Below are 18,047 nucleotides of genomic sequence, written 5' to 3'. Positions count from 1 at the left end.
TGGCCGCTCAGGCGCCGCGGAGCTGGGCGCCGACGCGGTCGGCGGCCATGGCCACGGCGGCGTCGCGAGCCGCCGTCGTCTCCTCCACCGTCAGCGTGCGGTCGGCCGCGCGGAAGCGCAGGGTGTAGGCGAGCGACTTGTTGCCCTCCCCCACCTGCTCCCCCGCGTAGACGTCGAACAGCCGGATCGACTCCAGCAGCTCGCCCGCCCCGTCACGCAGCGCCGCCTCCACGTCGGCGACCGGCGTGAAGTCGGGCACGATCAGCGCCACGTCCTGGGTCGCGACCGGGTAGGACGAGACGGCCGGCGCGTCGACCGGACCCGGCATGGCCGGCTCCAGCTTGGACAGCTCCAGCTCCATCGCCGAGGTGCGCGGCGGCAGCCCGTAGGCCTCGGCTACGCGCGGGTGCAGCTCGCCGGCGTGGCCGACGAGCGTGTCACCGACGTAGAGGGCGGCGCACCTGCCGGGGTGCCACGGTTCGTGCTGGTCGGCGATGACCGACAGCTCGACTCCCGCCTCGGCCGCCACCAGCCGGGCCGCCTGTACGGCGTCGGCCCAGCACTCCTGACGACCCTGGCCCCACCAGCCGGACCGCTCGAACTCGCCGGCCAGCACGACGGCGACCCGGTGCGGCTGGTCGGGCAGAGCAGTGGCGATCGAGGCCAGCTCGTCATCGCTGGGCCTGCGCTCGACACCCAGCACCGGCGCGGTGTCCGGCGCTCCCTCACGTGGCCGGTAGACCGGCCCCGACTCGAACAGCGCCACGTCGGAGAAGCCCCGCCCGGTGTTGCGTACCAGGGTCTTGAGCAGCCCGGGCAGCAGCGTCGTGCGCAGCAGCGGCTCATCCTCGGCCAGCGGGTTGGCCAGCCGCAGGGCGCGGCGGCGGGCGTCGTCGCCGGGCAGTTGCAGCGCGTCGAAGTCGCCCTCGCTGATGAACGGGTAGGCGAGCACCTCGACATAACCGGCGGCGGCCAGGGCCCGGCCGACCCGCCTGCGCAGCCGCTGCCCCTCGGTCAGCCCGGCGCCGGCCGGCGCCTTGGGCAGCACGGAGGGCAGGCGCTCGTAGCCTTCGAGGCGGATGACCTCTTCGGCCAGGTCGTTGGGGTCGGTGAGGTCCGGCCGCCAGGACGGCGGGGTGACCGTGAGCATGTCGTCGCCGGTGACGGCCAGCTTGGCCGCCAGCTCGCCGCCGGTCACGACCCCAGTCGGGTCGACGCCGCCCCGGCGCACGGCCGGGTCGTCGCCCTCGGTCACGACGCAGCCGACCTGCTCCAGGCGGCGTACGACGGTCTCCTTGGAGTAGGGCACGCCGGCCACGTCGCCTGGATGGCTCGCCGGAATGGCGATGCGCGCCGGCTCGACCTCGACCTCGGCGTGCGTCAGGCCCGGCCGCACGGTGGCGCCGCCCAGCTCGGCCAGCAGGCTCACCGCCCGCCACGAGGCGACCAGCGGCAGCTCGCGGTCGACGCCGCGCTCGAACCGCTTGGACGCCTCGGACACGAGGTTGTGCCTGCGCGACTCCCGGGAGATGCCGGTCGCCGAGAAGTGCGCGGCCTCGATGACGATGTCGGTCGACTCGCCGGAGATCTCGGTCTCCAGTCCGCCCATCGTGCCCGCCATCGAGATCGGGCCCGACTGGTCGGTGATCAGGATGTCGTCGGGGTCGAGCTCGCGGGTGACGTGGTCGAGCGTTTCGAGCCGCTCGCCCTGCCCGGCCCGGCGTACGACGATCTCGCCGGTGAGCTTGGCCCGGTCGAAGGCGTGCAGCGGCTGGCCGAGCTCCAGCATCAGGTAGTTGGTGATGTCGACGGCCAGCGACACCGGGCGCATGCCGGCCCGCGTCAGCCGTACGCGCATCCAGAGCGGGCTCTGGGCGGCCGGGTCGAAGCCGGTGACCTCGCGCAGCACGAACCTGTCGCAGGCGGTCGGGTCGCCGATCGAGGCGGGCCACGCCTGCTCCTCGGCGGCGGGCAGCTCGACGTCGGCGGGGTCGTGGAAGGCCACGTCGAAGGCGGTCGCGGCCTCGCGCGCCACGCCCCTGACCGACAGCGCGTAACCGATGTCGGGGGTGATCTCCAGCTCGATGACGTCGTCGCGGAGCCCGAGCAGCTCGACCACGTCCGCGCCGATCGGCGTGCCGGCGGGCAGGACCATGATGCCGCCGTGGTCGTCGCCGAGACCGAGCTCCCGCTCGGAGCAGATCATGCCCTCGGACAGCCGCCCGTAGGTCTTGCGCGCGCCGACCTCGAAGCCGCCGGGCAGCACGCCGCCCGGCAGCACGACCGGCACGCGGTCGCCGACGGCGAAGTTGGTGGCGCCGCAGACGATCTCGCGCGGCATCGCCTCCCCGACCTCGACCTTGCAGTGCCTGATCGGCTTCTTGAAACCGGTCAGCTCCTCGATCTCGAGCACCTCGCCGACGACGACGTTCTTCACGTCGTGGCCGTGGGAGGTGATCGACTCGAGCTTGAGCCCGGCCGCGGTGAGCTTGTCGGCCACCTCTTGGGCGGTGACCGCCGGGAGATCGGCGTGCTCCCGCAGCCAGGAGAGCGGGACCTTCATCAGATCTCCAATCCGAACGGAAGCGTGAAGCGCACGTCTCCCTCGACCATGTCGCGCATGTCCTCAGCGTTGTGGCGGAACATCAGCGTGCGTTCGATGCCCATGCCGAACGCGAAGCCCGAATATGTCGACGGGTCGACGCCGCAGGCGATCAGCACGCGCGGGTTGACCATGCCGCAGCCGCCCCACTCGATCCAGCCCTCGGACTTGCAGGTGCGGCACGGCGGGTTGCCGGGGATCGCCGAGGCGCCGCGGCAGACGAAGCACTTGAGGTCCATCTCGGCCGACGGCTCGGTGAACGGGAAGTAGTTGGGCCGGAACCTGGTGGTGATGCCCTCGCCGAACATGACCTCGGCGAAGCGGTCGAGCGTGCCCTTGAGGTGGGCCATCGTCAGCCCCACGTCGATCGCCAGGCCCTCGACCTGGTGGAAGACGGGGGTGTGGGTGGCGTCGAGCTCGTCGGTGCGGAACACCTTGCCCGGCGAGATGACGTAGCACGGCGCGCCCCGCTGCAGCAGCGCGCGGACCTGCACCGGCGAGGTCTGGGTGCGCAAAACCATGCCCGACTCGGTGGACTCCACGAAGAAGGTGTCGTGGTCGGAGCGGGCCGGGTGGTCCTTGGCGATGTTGAGGGCGTCGAAGTTGAACCACTCACCTTCGAGCTCGGGGCCCTCGGCCACCTCGTAGCCCATCGCGACGAAGGTGTCGGCGATGCGCTCCTGCATGGTGGTCAGCGGGTGGCGGGCGCCGCGCGGCTGCCGGTCCCACGGCAGGGTGACGTCGACGGCCTCCTCGACGAGCACCCGGGCGTCGCGTTCGGCCTCCAGCTCGGCCTGCCGGGCGGCGAGCGCCTCGTTGATCGCCTTGCGGGCGCCGCCGACGCGCTTGCCGGCCTCGGCACGGGCCTTGGGAGGCAGGGCGCCGATCTCGCGGTTGGCCAGCGCGATGGGCGAGCGGTCGCCCGCGTGGGCCAGCCGCGCCTGCTTGAGTGCGTCGAGGTCGCCGGCCGTCTTGATCGCCGCCAGGGCGTCGGCCTCCATGCGGGACACCTCGTCGGCATGCAACGGTGTCACCTCGACGGGGTCGTAGTCAGACAAGAGTGAGCTCCGTATCCAGGGCTTGAGCGTGACAGAGTCTAGTGGGATCCGCCCACCGGGCCCGACTCCCGCGCGCTTCCCGCGATCGGGGCGCGCGGCCCGCACTGTGGCGAACTACACCGTGGCGAAGTCGGGTGTGCCGGTGGGCACGGTAAATCGGAACTCCGCCCCACCCTCGGGCGCGCGCTGCACGGTGATCGTGCCGCCGTGCGCCTCGACCAGGCCCTTCACGATGAACAGGCCGAGCCCGGTGCCGCCACGCCGGCGGCTGTTGCCGCGCCAGAACTGCCGGAAGACGCGCGGAGCCAGCTCGGGCGCGATGCCCTCGCCCTCGTCGCGCACCGACACGGCAACTCCCCATCCGACGGACTCGATGTCTATGGTGACGGTGCCGCGTCCGTGGCGCACCGCGTTTTCCATCAGGTTACCGAGGATCTGGTCGACCTTGTCCTGGTCGAGCCACATTTCGGGGAGATGGTCGCCGACGACGAGGCGGAAGCGGTCCTCGGCCTCCCCCGCGGCGACACGGCCCGCGATGATGCGCCGCGCTCTGGCGGGCACGTCGACGACCTGGCGGTGCAGCTCCAGCCGGCCCGACTCGATGCGGGAGACGTCGAGCAGCTCGGTGATCAGCCTGGTCACGCGGTCGGCGTCGTTGTTGACGGTCTCGAGCATGACGCGCTTCTGCTCGTCGGTGAAGCGGGTCCACTTGGCCAGCAGGGTCGCGGTGAAGCCCTTGACGCTGGTCAGCGGCGAGCGCAGCTCGTGGGCGACCGTGGACACCAGGTCGGCACGGCTGCGCTCCAGCCGGGCGCGGGCGCCGCCGTCACGCAGCGTGATGGTAACCCGCTCGACGTCGCCGCACCGCTCGGGCTCGCGAGACAGCCTGGCCGCGACGTAGAGCTCCTGCCCGCCGGGCAGGTGGATGGGGCGCTCGGGCACCCTGCTGCGGGTGCGCAGGCCGCCCTCGGGGTCGAGGGCCTTCCACCACTCGCGGCCGTCATGATCGCGGAAGGGGAAGACCTCGTTCATGTCCCTGCCGACCGCCCGCTCGACGGTGACGCCGGTGAGGCGCGCGGCGGCCCGGTTGACGGCCAGCACGCAACCGAATCTGTCGGTCACGATGAGGCCGTCCGGAAGATCGTCGATGGCTATCGTGCACGCGGAGGCGACCACTCGACCATCGGTGTCTGCGCCGTGCACGAACTCGCCTCCTCCGCCTACAAGGCCGACAATAGCGGGTTTCCAGCCGCCTAGGGCACTCGCTGAGCCCTGGCGGAGGAGTAAAGGCATACCGCGGCCGCGGTGGCCAGGTTGAGGCTTTCGGCCTGTCCGTAGATGGGCACTCTGACCACATCGTCGGCTTCGGCGAGAACCTCCTCAGGCAGACCCCATGCCTCGTTTCCGAAGATCCACGCGGTGGGGCCCGACAGGTCGACGTCGTCGAGCGTGTGCTTGCCCGCGCCGTCGGCCGCCAGCACGCGCAGTCCGCGCTCTCTGAGTTGACGCACGGCCGCGGCCACCGGTGTACCGATGGTGACGGGCAGGTGGAACAGGCTGCCCGCGCTGGCGCGTACACACTTGCCGTTGTAGGGGTCGACGGAGGCGTCGGTGAAGATCACGGAGTCGGCGCCCGCGGCGTCGGCGGCGCGCATGACGGTGCCCGCGTTGCCGGGGTCGCGCACGTGCGCGAGGACCGCGACCAGGCGCGGGTCGCCGGACAGGGCGTCGTCGAGCGGCACGTGCACCAGCCGGCAGACAGCGAGCAGCCCCTGGGGGGTCACGGTCTGGGAGAGCTCGGCCATGACCTCGCCGCTGGCCCGGTGGAGCGGGATGCCCTTGAGCGTCGCGTCGGTGATCAGCTCGGGGTGGCGGAGCTCGGCCTCGGCGGTGGCGAACAGCTCCAGCGTCACCCCTTCGAGCTTCAGCGCCTCGCGTACGGCCTGGGGCCCCTCGGCCAGGAACTTGCGGTCCTGCTCCCTGAAGGCGCGCTTGGCGAGCCGTCTGGCGGCCTTCACGCGCGGCGACTTCACGTTGGTCAGCTCGGATCCGGCCATGCTCTCCCCTGATGATCTGTACGGCCGGTCGCACCGGCCGCGTGCCCGGTCGTAGCGCCTGCGCGCAGAGCGGTTGCGGTCGTGGCGCCTGTACACACAGCAAAGGGCCCACCATCAGGTGGGCCCTCGGCTAGAGCCTCGCCGGGCTCCTCTGTCAAGCGCCTCAGCTCGCGGCCGGGGCGTTCACGTTCGCCGGCAGCGCCTTCTTGGCGGCCTCGACGAGCGTGGCGAAGGTCTGGCTGTCGTTGACCGCGAGATCGGCGAGGATCTTACGGTCGACCTCGATGTTGGCCAGCCGCAGACCCTGGATCAGGCGGTTGTACGTCATGCCGTTCTGACGGGCAGCGGCGTTGATCCGCTGGATCCACAGACGGCGGAACGCACCCTTACGGTCCTTACGGTCCCGATAGGCGTACGTCATCGAGTGGAGCATCTGCTCCTTGGCCTTGCGGTACAGACGTGACCGCTGGCCACGGTAACCGGAAGCCCGCTCGAGGACGACCTTGCGCTTCTTCTTGGCGTTGAGCGCCCGCTTCACGCGTGCCATGTTCTATCTCCCCGGGGGTCGCGCTACTTGGCGAGCAGCTTCTTGATTTTCTTGGAGTCAGCGTCGGACAGGACGACTTCGTTCTTGAGACGGCGCGTCAGCGTGGACGACTTCCACTCGTTGTAGTGCGCGCGATTGGCCCGGCGGCGCACGACCTTGCCGGTGCCGGTGAGCCGGAACCGCTTCTTCGCACCGCTGTGCGTCTTCATCTTCGGCATTCGCCGTCTCTCCTCAATTCGTCCGTGCCGGTGGCCGGGCCGGTGCTGGCCGACCCGGTCGCGGCGTCTTCGTCTGGCGGGGTGGCTGTCGGGGTGTGCTGTTAAGGCTAACCCCAACCGCGGGTCACGCTTCCTGTATGGGAGCTTCCTGCTCGGAAGTCTCCAGCTCGGAAGGCTCCTCGCCGCCACGCTGTGCCTTGGCTGCGGCCTTTTCGGCCTTTGCCTCGGCCTTCTTCTTGTGCGGACCGATCACCATGATCATGTTACGACCGTCCTGCTTGGCGTGGGACTCGACGAACCCCAGCTCCTGGACGTCGTCCGCGAGCCGCTGCAGCAGCCGGAAGCCGAGCTCCGGCCGGGACTGCTCGCGACCACGGAACATGATCGTGACTTTGACCTTGTCCCCCGCCTTGAGGAACCGCACCACGTGACCCTTCTTGGTCTCGTAGTCGTGCGGGTCGATCTTCGGCCGGAGCTTGATCTCCTTGATGATCGTGTGCGCCTGATTCTTGCGCGCCTCGCGCGCCTTCATCGCGGACTCGTACTTGAATTTGCCGTAGTCCATGAGCTTGCACACGGGCGGTCGAGCCGTGGCCGCGACCTCGACGAGGTCGAGGTCGGCCTCCTGAGCGAGCTTGAGGGCATCGTGAATGGAGACGATGCCTACCTGCTCGCCGTTCGGGCCCACGAGGCGAACCTCGGGAACTCGGATACGCTCGTTGATGCGGGGCTCAGTGCTGATGGGGCCTCCTAGGTTTGCGTTCCCGTACGTGCTCGGTGCCGAGGAACTCCGCGCAAACGCGAAAAGCCCCGCACGTCGCGCATGCGGGGCCACTGAGCTCTTTGGCATCGTGGCCGAAAGCTCCCCGGAGTAAGTCCGGCGTGATCCTGGACCCGGCCGCCTCTCGGCGACTCAGGTGGGAGGGAGACCTCCGCTTGCGCGTCCAGCAAGGCATGCCGGACCGATCAGTGAGCTACGCTACCACAACCACGAGACTTCTTCGAATCATCCCCGCTGGCCAGGGTCTCTGCAGTAAAATTCTGTCCAGAAAACTAGCCAGAAAGAGGGCATATGACCGTAGAACAGCTCGAAGAGGCCAAATGGCAGCTGCAGGAGGCCAAACAGCGCTTCAGCGAGGTTGTCCGCCGGGCCCATGACGAGGGACCGCAGATCGTCACCAGGCACGGGCAGGATGTGGCGGTGATCCTGGACATGGAGGAATACCGCCAGCTCAAGGGAGAGCAGCCGGACTTCAAGGAATTCCTGCTCTCGGGCCCGGATCTGAGCGCGCTCGACCTCACCCGCGACAAGAGCAGCATGATGCGGGATGTCGACCTCGAGGGCATCGAGTGAGCTACGTTCTCGACACCAATGTCGTGTCGGAAATGACCAAGCGGGTCAGGGACGACAGCGTGCAGGCGTGGCTCGACACCATCACCGGGCCCAGCCTCTTTGTGAGCGTCATGGTGTTCGGCGAGATCCGCAAAGGCATCGAACTGCTGCGCCGCCGCGACCCACTGCAGGCGGGTGGCTACGAGTCCTGGCTGGATCGGCTCCAGCACCAGTTCAGGACTCGGGTGCTACCCGTCACCGCCTCCGTGGCCGAGGAATGGGGGCGGATGCACGCCGTGCGGCCGCTCCCGATCGTCGATGGCCTCATCGCCGCCACGGCCCGCGCGCATGACTGGACCCTCGTCACCCGCAATGTGAAGGACTTCGTGGGCCTCGACGTCCAGTTGATCAACCCGTTCGACTGGCCGACCGTCTGAGGATCTCCGCCTCGCCGGCCGCGCGCATGGCCTCCACCGGCACATCCGTCCGGCCCGTCATCAGCTCCACCTGCCGCACCGCCTGGTGCAGCAGCATCCCGAACCCTCCGACCACGGTGCCGCCCCCGGCCTGGACGGCCGCCGCCGCGCTGGTCGGCCAGGGCGAGTAGACCACGTCGAAGAGCGCGGGCACCCGCGCCAGCCGCGCCGCGAAGGCGTCGGCCGCTCCGCTCGGCAGCGTGGACACCACCAGATCCACCCGCGTCGAGACGTCGAGCTTGTCGAAGGTCTCGATCGCCAGCGCCATCCCGAGCCGCTCGGCCACCCCGGCCGTGTCCCCCGCCCTGGCGGGATCGCGTACCAGCAGGGTCGCGGAGTGCAGCCCCAGGTTGCGCAGCGCCGCCAGCGTCGAAGCGGCGGTGGCGCCCCCGCCCAGCACGGTCGCCGACCTCGGTGCCGGCACCCCCGCCTCGGCCAGCGCCCGCTCGATGCCGTAGACGTCGGTGTTGTCCCCATGGCTCGCGCCGTCGCGGAACACCACCGTATTGGCCCCGCCCACCTCGACGGCCAGGTCGGAGACGGTGTCGAGCAGCGGCAGCACGGCCCGCTTGAGCGGCATGGTCAGCGACAGCCCCGCCCAGGCCCCCTCGTCGCCCGGCACCTCGCCGCGGCGCGGCCTGAGTTCCCGCAGCAGCCCGGGCAGCCGGGCCTCGTCACACTCGCGGGCCTCGTAGCTCCACCCGTCGAGCCCCATCGCCTGATAGGCCGCCCGATGCAGGTAGGGCGACAGCGAATGCGCGATCGGCGACCCCAGCACCCCTGCCCGCACGCGGTTCTCCTCTCCATGCCTTTACTGCCTGCTGTTTTTGCGCAGCATGTCTTCTGTGCAGCCGCTTCTGTACGGCATGCCCGCCGTACAGTCGCTTTTTACCGCATGCCTGTCTTGTACGGCATGCCCGGCCGGCCCCAGTCGCCGTACAGGGCTCAGGGCCTCCAGGGAGACGGCCGCTGAGCCCGCACATGGCCGGGCGCCGTTACAAGACGGTGAGATCGGTGGCGTGGCCCGCTTCCGCCGCTCACCCGGCGGCGTCAGCCACCGTTTTGGCGGTATTCGTTGAGCAATGCCTGGAACTGCGCGTCCGTGACGGCGAACTTGGTGATGTGGCTCTTGGGGTCGGTGGCGACGAAGTAGAGCCAGGGACCCTTGGCCGGGTTGAGAGCCGCCTCGATCGCGGCGTCGCCCGGGTTGGAGATGGGGCCGGGCGGGAGGCCGAAGTACTTGTAGGTGTTGTACTTGGAGGTGCTCTGCAGCTGCGCGTGGGTCGCGGACGTGCCCTTCTTGTTCGTCGCGTACATCACCGTGCTGTCCATCTTCAGCTGCATCTCCGGCTCGTGCTGGAGCCGGTTGTAGATGACGCGGGCGATCTTCGGCATGTCCTCGTGCCGGCCGGCCTCCGCCTGGATGATGCTGGCGATCGTGATGATCTCGGCGGGCGTGTGCCGCAGGGCCTTGGCGCCGCCCACGAGGTCGGCCTTCTCCGCCGCCTGGTTGAACCGGTCGACCATCTGCGACAGCATCTCGGCCGGCGTGGACTTCGGCTGGAACTCGTACGTGGCGGGGAAGGCGTAGCCCTCCAGCCTGCCCTTCGCGTAGGAGGGCAGCTCCATCTCGCTGGTGTCTTTGGAGGCGGCGACGAAGTCCTTCAGCGGCTTGCCGGTCTTGTCGGCGAGCCGGGCGAGGACGTCGGAAAGGCGCAGCCCCTCCTCGAACGGGATCCTGACGATCAGCTTGTTGGCCGAGCCGAGCATCGTCACCGCGTTGGCGGCGGACATCCCCTTGCGCAGGGTGTATTGGCCCGGCTGGAGCGCCCCGCTCTTGTTGGCGTTGGCGATCGCGTTGGTGAACGCTCTGGCGCTGGCGACGACCCCCTGCCGCTCCAGCTCCACCGCCACGTCGGAGGCGGTCTGGCCGTCCTTGATCTCGACGGTCACCTCGCCCTTGCCCTCGCCGGTGAAGTCGTCGGGCACCAGAGCGCCGCTGACCCACTGGTAGCCGAAGTAGCCGCCGCCGCCGATGATGCCCGCCAGGACGATGAAGGCCAGCAGCGGTGCGATGAAGCCGCCCCGGTTACGGCGCCTGCGACGCCTGCGGTTGCTGCCTTTGCCGTTACCTCGGCCGCGGCGCCGGGAGGAGCCTTCGTCGTCCTCGGCGCCGAGCAGGAAATCCATGTCGAGATCGTTCATAGGTGCGCAGGCCAATCTCCCGGTACGTACGGGCCGGCGTCAAGCGGAACTGCCGAACCGTTGGGGGTCACCGAGCGGGGGGTCCGCCGGCCGTGCACCCACGACCGGCGAATATCACTCTGGGTAGCCATGCTAGAGGACGAGGAGAGCGCGCGGGCCCCCTCTCGGGGGCTCCGCTCGGAGATTTCGAAGATCCCTCGCGGGACGAGGGGGGTCCCGGCAAGCATCATTTCGTCCCGAGGTTTCGGTGCAACTCTTCCCGGTATCTCACGAACTCGCTCTCTTTGTCGGTGAATTTGGTGATTCTATGCGCCGGATCCGTCGTCACAAACCAGCGCCAATCACCTGTCGCTGGGTGCAAGGCCGCTATCAGCGCCTTCTCTCCGGGATTGGAGATGGGCCCCGGCGGCAGTCCGGTGTGCCGGTAGGTGTTGTACGGCGACTGGACCTTGGTGTCGCTCTCGGTGACCTTCAGGGTCCGCTTGCCCAGGGCGTACAGGACCGTGCTGTCGATCTGGAGCCGCATGTCTCGCTTGAGCCTGTTGTAGATCACTCTGGCGATCTTGGGGTAGTCCTCGTCCCTGCCGCCCTCGGCCTGGACCATGCTGGCCACCGTGACGGCCTCCAGCGGGGTCAGATGTACGTGCGGGGCCTTCTTCACCAGCTCCACCTGCCTCGCCGCCGCGCCGAAGCGCGCCACCATCGCGGCCAGCAGGTCGACGGCCTTGTCCCCGGGCTCGACCTCGTACGTGGCCGGGAACAGGAACCCTTCGAGACCCTTGGCGTATTTGGGCAGCCCGACGAGAGCGGCGTCGACCGCCCGCAACTCCTTCAGAGCCAGCCCGGACTGCGCGGCCAGCCGGACGAGCGTCTCGGACGCCCGCATGCCCTCGGGCACGGTGACCCGCCTGACCATCCTGGAGGCGGGCGCGAGCAGCAGGTCGAGCGCGGCGCCCGCGGCCATGCCCTTGCGCAGCCGGTAGTGCCCCGGCCGCAGGCGTCCCGCCACGGCGCGGGCCTCGGCCGCGTTCACGAACGACCGCGCGCTGGCCACCACCCCGGCCTGGGCCAGCACCGCGCCGACGTCGCCCGCGCTGGCACCGGGCGGGATCCGCACGGTCACGGGCCCGCTGCCGGTCCCCTCGAAGTCGTCGGGGGTGGTGTACGGCTTGAGCGCCACGTACACGCCTATGCCGAGCGCGGCGACCGACGCCGAGACCACCACACCCAGCAGCGCCGCCGTACGCACGGCCGTCCGCTTCTCCCGCCGCCGGACCTCACGAACACTTCCGCCCCCGCCGCCAACCCCAGCGCCGACCTCGGCTCCGGCTCTGCCTCGGGCTCTGCCTTCGGTTCCGGCTCTGGCCTCGGCTCCGGCATCAGACGCGCCACCGCCACCGCCACCGACTCGGGCCTCCGCGGATGCGAGGCCACCGACGCCCAGCGATTCGCCTGAGTCCGGGCCGGAGACGCCGCCATCGGCGGTACGGCCCTCAGAAGGCGCGCCACTGTGGGACGTGCCACCACCAGAAAGCCGCCCGCCGTCGGCAGGCGCACCACCGCCGGACGGAACACCGCCGGGAAGCCGTCCGCCGCCGGGCGAGACAACGTCAGACGACGCACCACCCTCAGAAGGCGCACCCCCGGAAAACCTCCCGCCGTCCGGCGAAGTGCCGTCGGGCAGAGCACCACCATCGGAAGGCGCGCCACCGCCAGATGGCGCGCCGCCGGGAAGCCTCCCGACGTCCACCGGAGCGGTCGCGCCCAGGTCGTCTGCCCGACACTCCCGGCCGTCCGCCGCGGGGTCACCCGTCACCGGCACGTCCAGGGCCTCTGACGCGTCCGGCCCCAAGGGACCGTCGGAGTCAGACGACACCTCGCCGTCCCAGGACGTTGCCGTGGAGGACGTTCCGGCCTCCGAGGAGGTTGCCGTGTCCGAGGACGGGATGAAGGGTTCCGGGACGAACGGGATCAGGTCGTCATCCTCATCCGGTGGCCCGCTCATGCCGCCACCCCCGCCCGACCCCTGCCGCCCCCGGTGAGACGCCCGGTCATGAGGCGGGTCCGCCGTCCACCCCGGAGGGCGGATCGACGGGCCTGCCGGGTGGTCTGTCCGTGGCTCTCTCGACGTCGAGCGCGTCCTGCAGCAGCACGACCGCCGCCGCCTGGTCGACGACCGCGCGCTGCTTCTTGGCCCGTACGCCGCTGGCCCGTAGTCCCTGCTGCGCCGCGACCGTGGTCAGCCGTTCGTCGAAGAGGCGGACGGGCGTGGGCGCCAGGCGCCGGGCCAGCGCTGTGGCGAAGTCGCGGGCCAGCGCGGCGGCCTGCCCTTCGCGGCCCGACAGCGAGGTGGGCAGCCCGACCACGACCTCGATCGCCGCGTGTTCGTCGGCGATCGCGGCGATGCGGTCGAGGTCGCCCTGGCCTCGTCTGACGGTCTCCACCGGGGTGGCCAGCAGGCCCGAGGGGTCACTGCGGGCCACTCCGATGCGTACGGACCCGACGTCCACGCCGATCCGTGAACCGAACCGCATGTCAGCCGAGCTGCTCCGCGATGGCCTGCTCGACCAGTCGCAGCGCGTCGCCGACCGCCTCCGGTCGTGTGCCGCCGCCTTGCGCGACATCGTCCTTGCCGCCACCGCCACCCCCAAGCGCCTTGGCGGCGACGCCGACCAGTCGCCCGGCCTTGAGCTGACGCTCACGTCCCGCCTCGTTGACCGCGGCAACGACCACGGGCCGGTCGGAGGGGACACCCGCGATCACGATGACCGCCGGTCGGTCGGCCGAGAATCTGCCACGCACATCAAGCGCGAGCTTACGCAGGTCGTCTGGCCCAGTGCCGTCAGGCGCGCGGTGCGTCACCACGAAGACTCCGTCCAGGTCACGGGCCTGCGCCGCCAGCTCGCCCGCCACCTGGAGCACCTGCGCGGACCGGAGCCGCTCCAGCTCCTTCTCGGCGGTGCGCAGGCGGGTGACGATGCCCTCGACGCGCTCGGGCAGCTCCTCGCGGCGCGCCTTGAGCTGCTCGGTGAGCTGGGCGACCAGCACGCTCTCGCGCGCCAGGAAGCGGAAGGCGTCGATGCCGACGAGCGCCTCGACGCGGCGCACACCGGCGCCGACCGACTGCTCGCCGAGCACCTTGACCAGGCCGAGCTGGCCTGAGCTGTGCACGTGGGTGCCGCCGCAGAGCTCGCGCGAGTAGTCGCCGATCTCCACGACGCGGACCTCGTCGCCGTACTTCTCGCCGAACATCGCCAGCGCGCCCATCGCCCTGGCCTCCGTCTGGGAGGTGTAGAAGGCGTTGACCTTGAGGTCGTTGACGAGGACCGCGTTGACCTCGTCCTCGACATCGCGCAGCACGCTCGGCGGCACCGCGCCCGCCGCGGTGAAGTCGAAGCGGAAGCGGCCGGGCGAGTTTTCGGAGCCGGCCTGCGCCGCCGTCTCGCCCAGCGCGTTCTTGAAGCCGCGGTGGACGAGGTGGGTGGCGCTGTGGCTGCGCGAGATCGCGCGGCGCCGCTCGATGTCGATCTCCGCCTGGGCCTCGTCGCCGACCTTGAGCTCGCCCTTGCGGATCCGGCCGCGGTGCACGACGAGGCCCGCGAGCGGCGTCTGCACGTCGCGGATCTCCACCTCGGCGCCGCCGGTGCGGATCACGCCCTGGTCGGCGAGCTGGCCGCCGCCCTCGGCGTAGAAGGGGGTGCGGGAGAGCACGACCTCCACGTCGGTGCCCGCGCCCGCCGCGGGGACCGCGCCGCCGTCGACCAGGATGCCGACGATGCTCGTGTCGGCCTCGGTCTGGTCGTAGCCGAGGAACTCGACCCGGCCCGCCTTCTCCAGCAGCTGCCCGAAGACGGAGATGTCGGCGTTGCCGGTCTTCTTCGCCGCCGCGTCGGCCTTGGCGCGGTCGCGCTGCTCCTTCATCAGGCGGCGGAAACCCTCTTCGTCGACCTGGAGCCCGTGCTCGGACGCCATCTCGAGCGTGAGGTCGATCGGGAAGCCATAAGTGTCGTGCAGCTGGAACGCCTGCTCGCCGGAGAGCGTGGTGCCGGACTTGCGCTTGGTCTCCTCCACCGTGACGTCGAACATGGCGGTGCCGGTGCGCAGCGTGCCCAGGAAGGACGCCTCCTCGGCGTCGATGACCCCGTGGATCTGCGGCGCGTCCGCCTTCAGCTGCGGGTATTGCTCGCCCATGACCTCGATCGCGACCGCGGTCAGCTCGTGCATGTAGCGCTCGTCGCCGGAGCCGAGCAGGCGCAGGTTGCGCACCGAGCGGCGCAGGATGCGGCGCAGCACGTAGCCGCGGCCCTCGTTGCCGGGCATGACGCCGTCGGCGACCAGCATGGTGCCGGTGCGGACGTGGTCGGCGATCACCCGCAGGCTGATGTCGGAGCGGTGGTCGCGGCCGTAGCGGGTCTTGGTGAGCTCGGCCGCCTTGTCGAGGATCTTGTAGGTGGTGTCGATCTCGTAGATGTTGTCGACGCCCTGCAGGATCGCCGCCATGCGCTCCAGGCCCATGCCGGTGTCGATGTTCTTGGCGGGCAGCTCGCCGATGATGTCGAAGTCGATCTTGCTGCGAACCTCGCCCAGCTGGTCCTGCATGAAGACGAGGTTCCAGACTTCGAGGTAGCGGTTCTCGTCGGCGATGGGGCCGCCCTCGCGGCCGTATTCGGCGCCGCGGTCGTAGTAGATCTCCGAGCACGGTCCGCCGGGGCCCGGCACGCCCATGTGCCAGTAGTTGTCTTCGAGGCCGCGGCGCTGGATGCGCTCAAGGGGCAGCCCGACCTTGTTGTGCCAGATGTCGAGCGCCTCGTCGTCGTCGAGGTAGACGGTCGCCCAGAGGCGGTCGGGCGGGAAGCCGAAGCCGCCCTCGGATTCCGGCTTGGTCAGCAGCTCCCAGGCGAACGGGATCACTTCGGCCTTGAAGTAGTCGCCGATGGAGAAGTTGCCCAGCATCTGGAAGAACGTCGCGTGCCGGGTGGTCTTGCCGACCTCGTCGATGTCGGGGGTGCGCACGCATTTCTGCGCGGTGGCCAGCCGGTCCGCCGGAGGCTTGCGCTGCCCCAGGAAGTACGGCTTGAAGGGCACCATACCCGCGTTGACCAGGAGAAGCGTCGGGTCCTCAGCGATCAGGCTGGCCGAGGGCACTACCTTGTGCCCACGCTCCTCGAAGAAGCGCAGGAAGCGGCGCGCGATCTCTGCCGACTCCATGGTGGCCATCCTTTGCGTTAGTCGTTGCTTTCAGGGTTGTCGAGTCCGAAACGGGCCCGCAACTCGATTTCGCGCTCCGCGGCCTCGCCGAGCGCGTCAGAAGTAAAGTCTCTCACCCGTCCGAGCATGCTCGCGGCGCCGCCGACCGTACGGCGGGCCACGTGGTTGGGGTGGAGTGCCTGCAGCCTGCGCATCACCCAGAGGGTCAGCAGGGCACCGAGCGACAGGTAGAACAGCCGTCTGATCATCGCCGTCGCCCCGCCTTGCGCGGCCTGCGGGCCTCGATGGCCCTGCGCACGCCGTAGCCGATGGAGGAGACCTTGATCAGCGGCCCGGTGAAGACGGTCTGGGTGACGGCGCTGAGCTTGGCGGCGTGGGAGCTCACCTGCTTGACGTCCTTGGCGATGGCCTCGACGGCCACCAGTTGCCGGTTGGTCTCGTTGACCGTCAGGCTCATGTCGTCGAGCAGCGGCGCCATGCGGGCGCTCAGGTCGGCCACCGCCCTGCCGGTCTCGGTGATCAGCCGGGTGAGCTTGACCAGCACCATGACGAGCACGCAGACCAGGACGATCCAGCCCGTGGCGGCGATCAGGCCGGCGACCTCTCCAGCGGTAAGCATCCGCTCATCTCCCTCGTACGCTGGGCCGGAACGGCAAGAACCCTATCGCGTTCGACGGCCCAGATTACTGGCGACGCCCGGCTCCATCAGGCCGCCACGTCGGTGACCCCCGTTTCCCCGCTCGAACGGGCCGGCCCGCGAGCGGCCCCATCCCGCGCCCGACCAGCCGAACCCGGCCCGCGTCCTACGGCCGGGAGCCCACCCAAAGTCCATCCAAGACCCGTCCTCAAGCACGTCCAGAGCCTGTCCCAAGACCCGTCCCCAAGCACGTCCAGAGCCTGTCCCAAAGCCCATCCATCTCAAGCACGTCCTGAGCCTGTCCCAGTGCCCGTCCTGAGCCTGCCCAAAAGCCCGTCCAGAGCCCAGCCCGCGGAGGAATCCGCCTGAAGGCCGTCAAAAGGGCCGTCAAGAGCCCCGCAGGAAGTCACGGATCCGAGCCCACCGCTCGGCCAGCACGCCCTCGCCGCCGTGCTTGGTGGGCTCGTAGTAGCGCCTGTCGCGCACCTGCTCGGGCGCGTAGTCCTGGCGGACCAGCCCGTGGTCGAAGTCGTGCGGGTATTTGTAGCCGTCACCGTGGCCCAGCTTGGCGGCGCCCTGATAGTGGGCGTCGCGCAGGTGGCCGGGCACCTGGCCGATCAGGCCGCGGCGCACGTCACCGATCGCCGCTCCGATGGCCTTCACGACGGCGTTGGACTTGGGCGCGAGCGCGCAGTGGAGGACCGCGTGGGCCAGGTTGATCTGACCCTCCGGCAGGCCGATGAGCTGCACCGCCTGGGCCGCGGCGACGGCGGTCTGCAGGCATGTCGGGTCGGCCAGGCCGACGTCCTCCGAGGCGAAGATGACGATGCGGCGGGCGATGAAGCGTGGGTCCTCGCCCGCCTCGATCATGCGGGCCAGGTAGTGGAGCGCGGCGTCGGCGTCGGAGCCGCGCATCGACTTGATGAAGGCGCTGATGACGTCGTAGTGCTGGTCGCCCTGCCGGTCGTAGCGGACGGCCGCCTTGTCGACGGCCTTCTCCACGACCTCGACCGTGATGTCGTCGGACAGCAGGGCGGCGGCTTCGAGGTAGGTCAGGGAGCGGCGGGCGTCGCCCCCGGCCAGGCGTACGAGATGGTCGACGGCCTCGGGGGCGACGGTGGCGCGGCCGCCGAGGCCGCGGTCGTCGGCCACCGCCCGCTCCAGGACCGCGCGGACGTCGTCGTCGGTCAGGGACTCGAGCGTGAGCAGCAACGAGCGCGACAGCAGCGGGGAGATGACCGAGAAGAAGGGGTTTTCGGTGGTGGCGCCGATGAAGGTGACCCAGCGGTTCTCGACGGCGGGCAGCAGGGCGTCCTGCTGGGCCTTGTTGAAGCGGTGGACCTCGTCGACGAAGAGCACGGTCTGCCGGCCGCTCATGCCCAGCTCGCGCTTGGCGACCTCGATGGCGGCGCGTACGTCCTTGACCCCGGCCGAGACGGCGGAGACCTCGACGAAGCGCCGCTTGGTGACGTTGGAGACGACATAGGCGAGCGTCGTCTTGCCGGTGCCGGGCGGCCCCCAGAGGAAGAGCGACATCGGCGCCTCGCTCTCGACGAGCCTGCGCAGCGGGGTGCCCGCGCCGAGCAGGTGACGCTGGCCGATCACCTCGTCGAGCGTGCGCGGCCGCATCCGGACCGCGAGGGGCTGCGGTGTGGCCTCCTCAGCCGCCGAATCGAACAGACTCTCCACAACGCGAGTTTACGGGG

At 70.1% G+C, this 18,047-nt stretch carries 17 protein-coding genes; 2 read left to right on the top strand and 15 right to left on the bottom strand.

Features of this window, described 5'->3' with window-relative positions; all coding sequences use genetic code 11:
- Positions 1 to 7: 7 nt before the first annotated feature.
- The 7 genes from LDL49_RS36600 to infC all read right to left on the bottom strand — a co-directional run bounded on the left by LDL49_RS36600 (position 8) and on the right by infC (position 7,206).
- Positions 8 to 2,563 carry a phenylalanine--tRNA ligase subunit beta gene (locus LDL49_RS36600; RefSeq protein WP_225298248.1) on the bottom strand — a complete coding sequence of 852 codons (2,556 nt, stop codon included), beginning with the start codon at positions 2,561 to 2,563 and terminating at the stop codon, positions 8 to 10.
- The gene (pheS, locus tag LDL49_RS36595) at positions 2,563 to 3,603 is read right to left on the bottom strand and encodes a phenylalanine--tRNA ligase subunit alpha (protein ID WP_225298309.1); all 1,041 of its coding nucleotides are present in this window, start codon (positions 3,601 to 3,603) and stop codon (positions 2,563 to 2,565) included. The genes LDL49_RS36600 and pheS overlap by 1 nt, the downstream gene beginning before the upstream one ends.
- A gap of 171 nt (positions 3,604 to 3,774) precedes the next feature.
- Positions 3,775 to 4,863, bottom strand: coding sequence for a sensor histidine kinase (locus LDL49_RS36590; RefSeq protein WP_225298246.1), 1,089 nt, complete (start codon positions 4,861 to 4,863; stop codon positions 3,775 to 3,777).
- Positions 4,864 to 4,913: 50 nt separating this feature from the next.
- Positions 4,914 to 5,717, bottom strand: coding sequence for a TrmH family RNA methyltransferase (locus tag LDL49_RS36585; RefSeq protein ID WP_225298244.1), 804 nt, complete (start codon positions 5,715 to 5,717; stop codon positions 4,914 to 4,916).
- A 163-nt stretch (positions 5,718 to 5,880) separates the two neighbouring features.
- A complete protein-coding gene (gene rplT, locus LDL49_RS36580; protein WP_219538506.1) occupies positions 5,881 to 6,264 on the bottom strand; it encodes a 50S ribosomal protein L20 in 384 nt (127 codons plus the stop codon).
- Positions 6,265 to 6,287: 23 nt separating this feature from the next.
- On the bottom strand, positions 6,288 to 6,482 hold the full coding sequence (rpmI, locus tag LDL49_RS36575) for a 50S ribosomal protein L35 (protein WP_225298242.1): 195 nt from the start codon (positions 6,480 to 6,482) through the stop codon (positions 6,288 to 6,290).
- Between the two features lie 124 nt (positions 6,483 to 6,606).
- On the bottom strand, positions 6,607 to 7,206 hold the full coding sequence (gene infC, locus LDL49_RS36570) for a translation initiation factor IF-3 (protein WP_225298307.1): 600 nt from the start codon (positions 7,204 to 7,206) through the stop codon (positions 6,607 to 6,609).
- Between the two features lie 348 nt (positions 7,207 to 7,554).
- On the opposite strand from infC, the gene LDL49_RS36565 reads away from it, so the two are divergent.
- Together LDL49_RS36565 and LDL49_RS36560 are read left to right on the top strand one after the other, a co-directional pair.
- Complete coding sequence (locus LDL49_RS36565) at positions 7,555 to 7,836, top strand: type II toxin-antitoxin system Phd/YefM family antitoxin (RefSeq protein ID WP_225298239.1); 282 nt, start codon at positions 7,555 to 7,557, stop codon at positions 7,834 to 7,836.
- Complete coding sequence (locus LDL49_RS36560; RefSeq protein WP_225298237.1) at positions 7,833 to 8,252, top strand: type II toxin-antitoxin system VapC family toxin; 420 nt, start codon at positions 7,833 to 7,835, stop codon at positions 8,250 to 8,252. Before LDL49_RS36565 ends, LDL49_RS36560 begins: the two co-directional genes overlap by 4 nt.
- Here LDL49_RS36560 and LDL49_RS36555 read toward each other — a convergent pair.
- The 8 genes from LDL49_RS36555 to LDL49_RS36520 all read right to left on the bottom strand — a co-directional run bounded on the left by LDL49_RS36555 (position 8,224) and on the right by LDL49_RS36520 (position 17,970).
- A complete protein-coding gene (locus LDL49_RS36555; protein ID WP_225298235.1) occupies positions 8,224 to 9,081 on the bottom strand; it encodes a shikimate dehydrogenase in 858 nt (285 codons plus the stop codon). The genes LDL49_RS36560 and LDL49_RS36555 overlap by 29 nt on opposite strands.
- A gap of 260 nt (positions 9,082 to 9,341) precedes the next feature.
- Positions 9,342 to 10,496 (bottom strand): endolytic transglycosylase MltG, encoded by a 1,155-nt coding sequence (gene mltG, locus LDL49_RS36550; protein WP_225298233.1) that lies wholly within the window; start codon positions 10,494 to 10,496, stop codon positions 9,342 to 9,344.
- A gap of 226 nt (positions 10,497 to 10,722) precedes the next feature.
- Positions 10,723 to 11,745 (bottom strand): endolytic transglycosylase MltG, encoded by a 1,023-nt coding sequence (gene mltG, locus LDL49_RS36545; RefSeq protein WP_225298231.1) that lies wholly within the window; start codon positions 11,743 to 11,745, stop codon positions 10,723 to 10,725.
- 802 nt (positions 11,746 to 12,547) lie between these two features.
- Positions 12,548 to 13,030: a Holliday junction resolvase RuvX gene (ruvX, locus tag LDL49_RS36540; protein WP_225298229.1), complete on the bottom strand. Its 483-nt coding sequence runs from the start codon at positions 13,028 to 13,030 to the stop codon at positions 12,548 to 12,550.
- A 1-nt stretch (position 13,031) separates the two neighbouring features.
- A complete protein-coding gene (alaS, locus tag LDL49_RS36535) occupies positions 13,032 to 15,704 on the bottom strand; it encodes an alanine--tRNA ligase (protein WP_225298227.1) in 2,673 nt (890 codons plus the stop codon).
- 17 nt (positions 15,705 to 15,721) lie between these two features.
- On the bottom strand, positions 15,722 to 15,952 hold the full coding sequence (locus LDL49_RS36530; protein ID WP_225298225.1) for a hypothetical protein: 231 nt from the start codon (positions 15,950 to 15,952) through the stop codon (positions 15,722 to 15,724).
- A complete protein-coding gene (locus LDL49_RS36525) occupies positions 15,949 to 16,323 on the bottom strand; it encodes a DUF948 domain-containing protein (RefSeq protein ID WP_225298223.1) in 375 nt (124 codons plus the stop codon). Before LDL49_RS36525 ends, LDL49_RS36530 begins: the two co-directional genes overlap by 4 nt.
- A gap of 405 nt (positions 16,324 to 16,728) precedes the next feature.
- Positions 16,729 to 17,970 carry a replication-associated recombination protein A gene (locus tag LDL49_RS36520; protein WP_263655970.1) on the bottom strand — a complete coding sequence of 414 codons (1,242 nt, stop codon included), beginning with the start codon at positions 17,968 to 17,970 and terminating at the stop codon, positions 16,729 to 16,731.
- Positions 17,971 to 18,047: the final 77 nt, after the last annotated feature.

This window comes from Nonomuraea aurantiaca, from assembly GCF_020215705.1.
Taxonomy (GTDB): domain Bacteria; phylum Actinomycetota; class Actinomycetes; order Streptosporangiales; family Streptosporangiaceae; genus Nonomuraea; species Nonomuraea aurantiaca.
Note: the sequence above shows the minus strand (reverse complement) of the source record. Positions and strands in the feature narration are given on the sequence as shown.

Excerpts from the sequence above, each read along its gene's own strand:
- LDL49_RS36600 (WP_225298248.1), bottom strand. The coding sequence starts at position 2,563 with ATGAAGGTCCCGCTCTCCTGGCTGCGGGAGCACGCCGATCTCCCGGCG.
- pheS (WP_225298309.1), bottom strand. The coding sequence starts at position 3,603 with ATGGAGGCCGACGCCCTGGCGGCGATCAAGACGGCCGGCGACCTCGAC.
- LDL49_RS36585 (WP_225298244.1), bottom strand. The coding sequence starts at position 5,717 with ATGGCCGGATCCGAGCTGACCAACGTGAAGTCGCCGCGCGTGAAGGCC.
- rplT (WP_219538506.1), bottom strand. The coding sequence starts at position 6,264 with ATGGCACGCGTGAAGCGGGCGCTCAACGCCAAGAAGAAGCGCAAGGTC.
- rpmI (WP_225298242.1), bottom strand. The coding sequence starts at position 6,482 with ATGCCGAAGATGAAGACGCACAGCGGTGCGAAGAAGCGGTTCCGGCTC.
- LDL49_RS36565 (WP_225298239.1), top strand. The coding sequence starts at position 7,555 with ATGACCGTAGAACAGCTCGAAGAGGCCAAATGGCAGCTGCAGGAGGCC.
- mltG (WP_225298233.1), bottom strand. The coding sequence starts at position 10,496 with ATGAACGATCTCGACATGGATTTCCTGCTCGGCGCCGAGGACGACGAA.
- ruvX (WP_225298229.1), bottom strand. The coding sequence starts at position 13,030 with ATGCGGTTCGGTTCACGGATCGGCGTGGACGTCGGGTCCGTACGCATC.
- alaS (WP_225298227.1), bottom strand. The coding sequence starts at position 15,704 with ATGGAGTCGGCAGAGATCGCGCGCCGCTTCCTGCGCTTCTTCGAGGAG.
- LDL49_RS36530 (WP_225298225.1), bottom strand. The coding sequence starts at position 15,952 with ATGATCAGACGGCTGTTCTACCTGTCGCTCGGTGCCCTGCTGACCCTC.
- LDL49_RS36525 (WP_225298223.1), bottom strand. The coding sequence starts at position 16,323 with ATGCTTACCGCTGGAGAGGTCGCCGGCCTGATCGCCGCCACGGGCTGG.
- LDL49_RS36520 (WP_263655970.1), bottom strand. The coding sequence starts at position 17,970 with ATGCGGCCGCGCACGCTCGACGAGGTGATCGGCCAGCGTCACCTGCTC.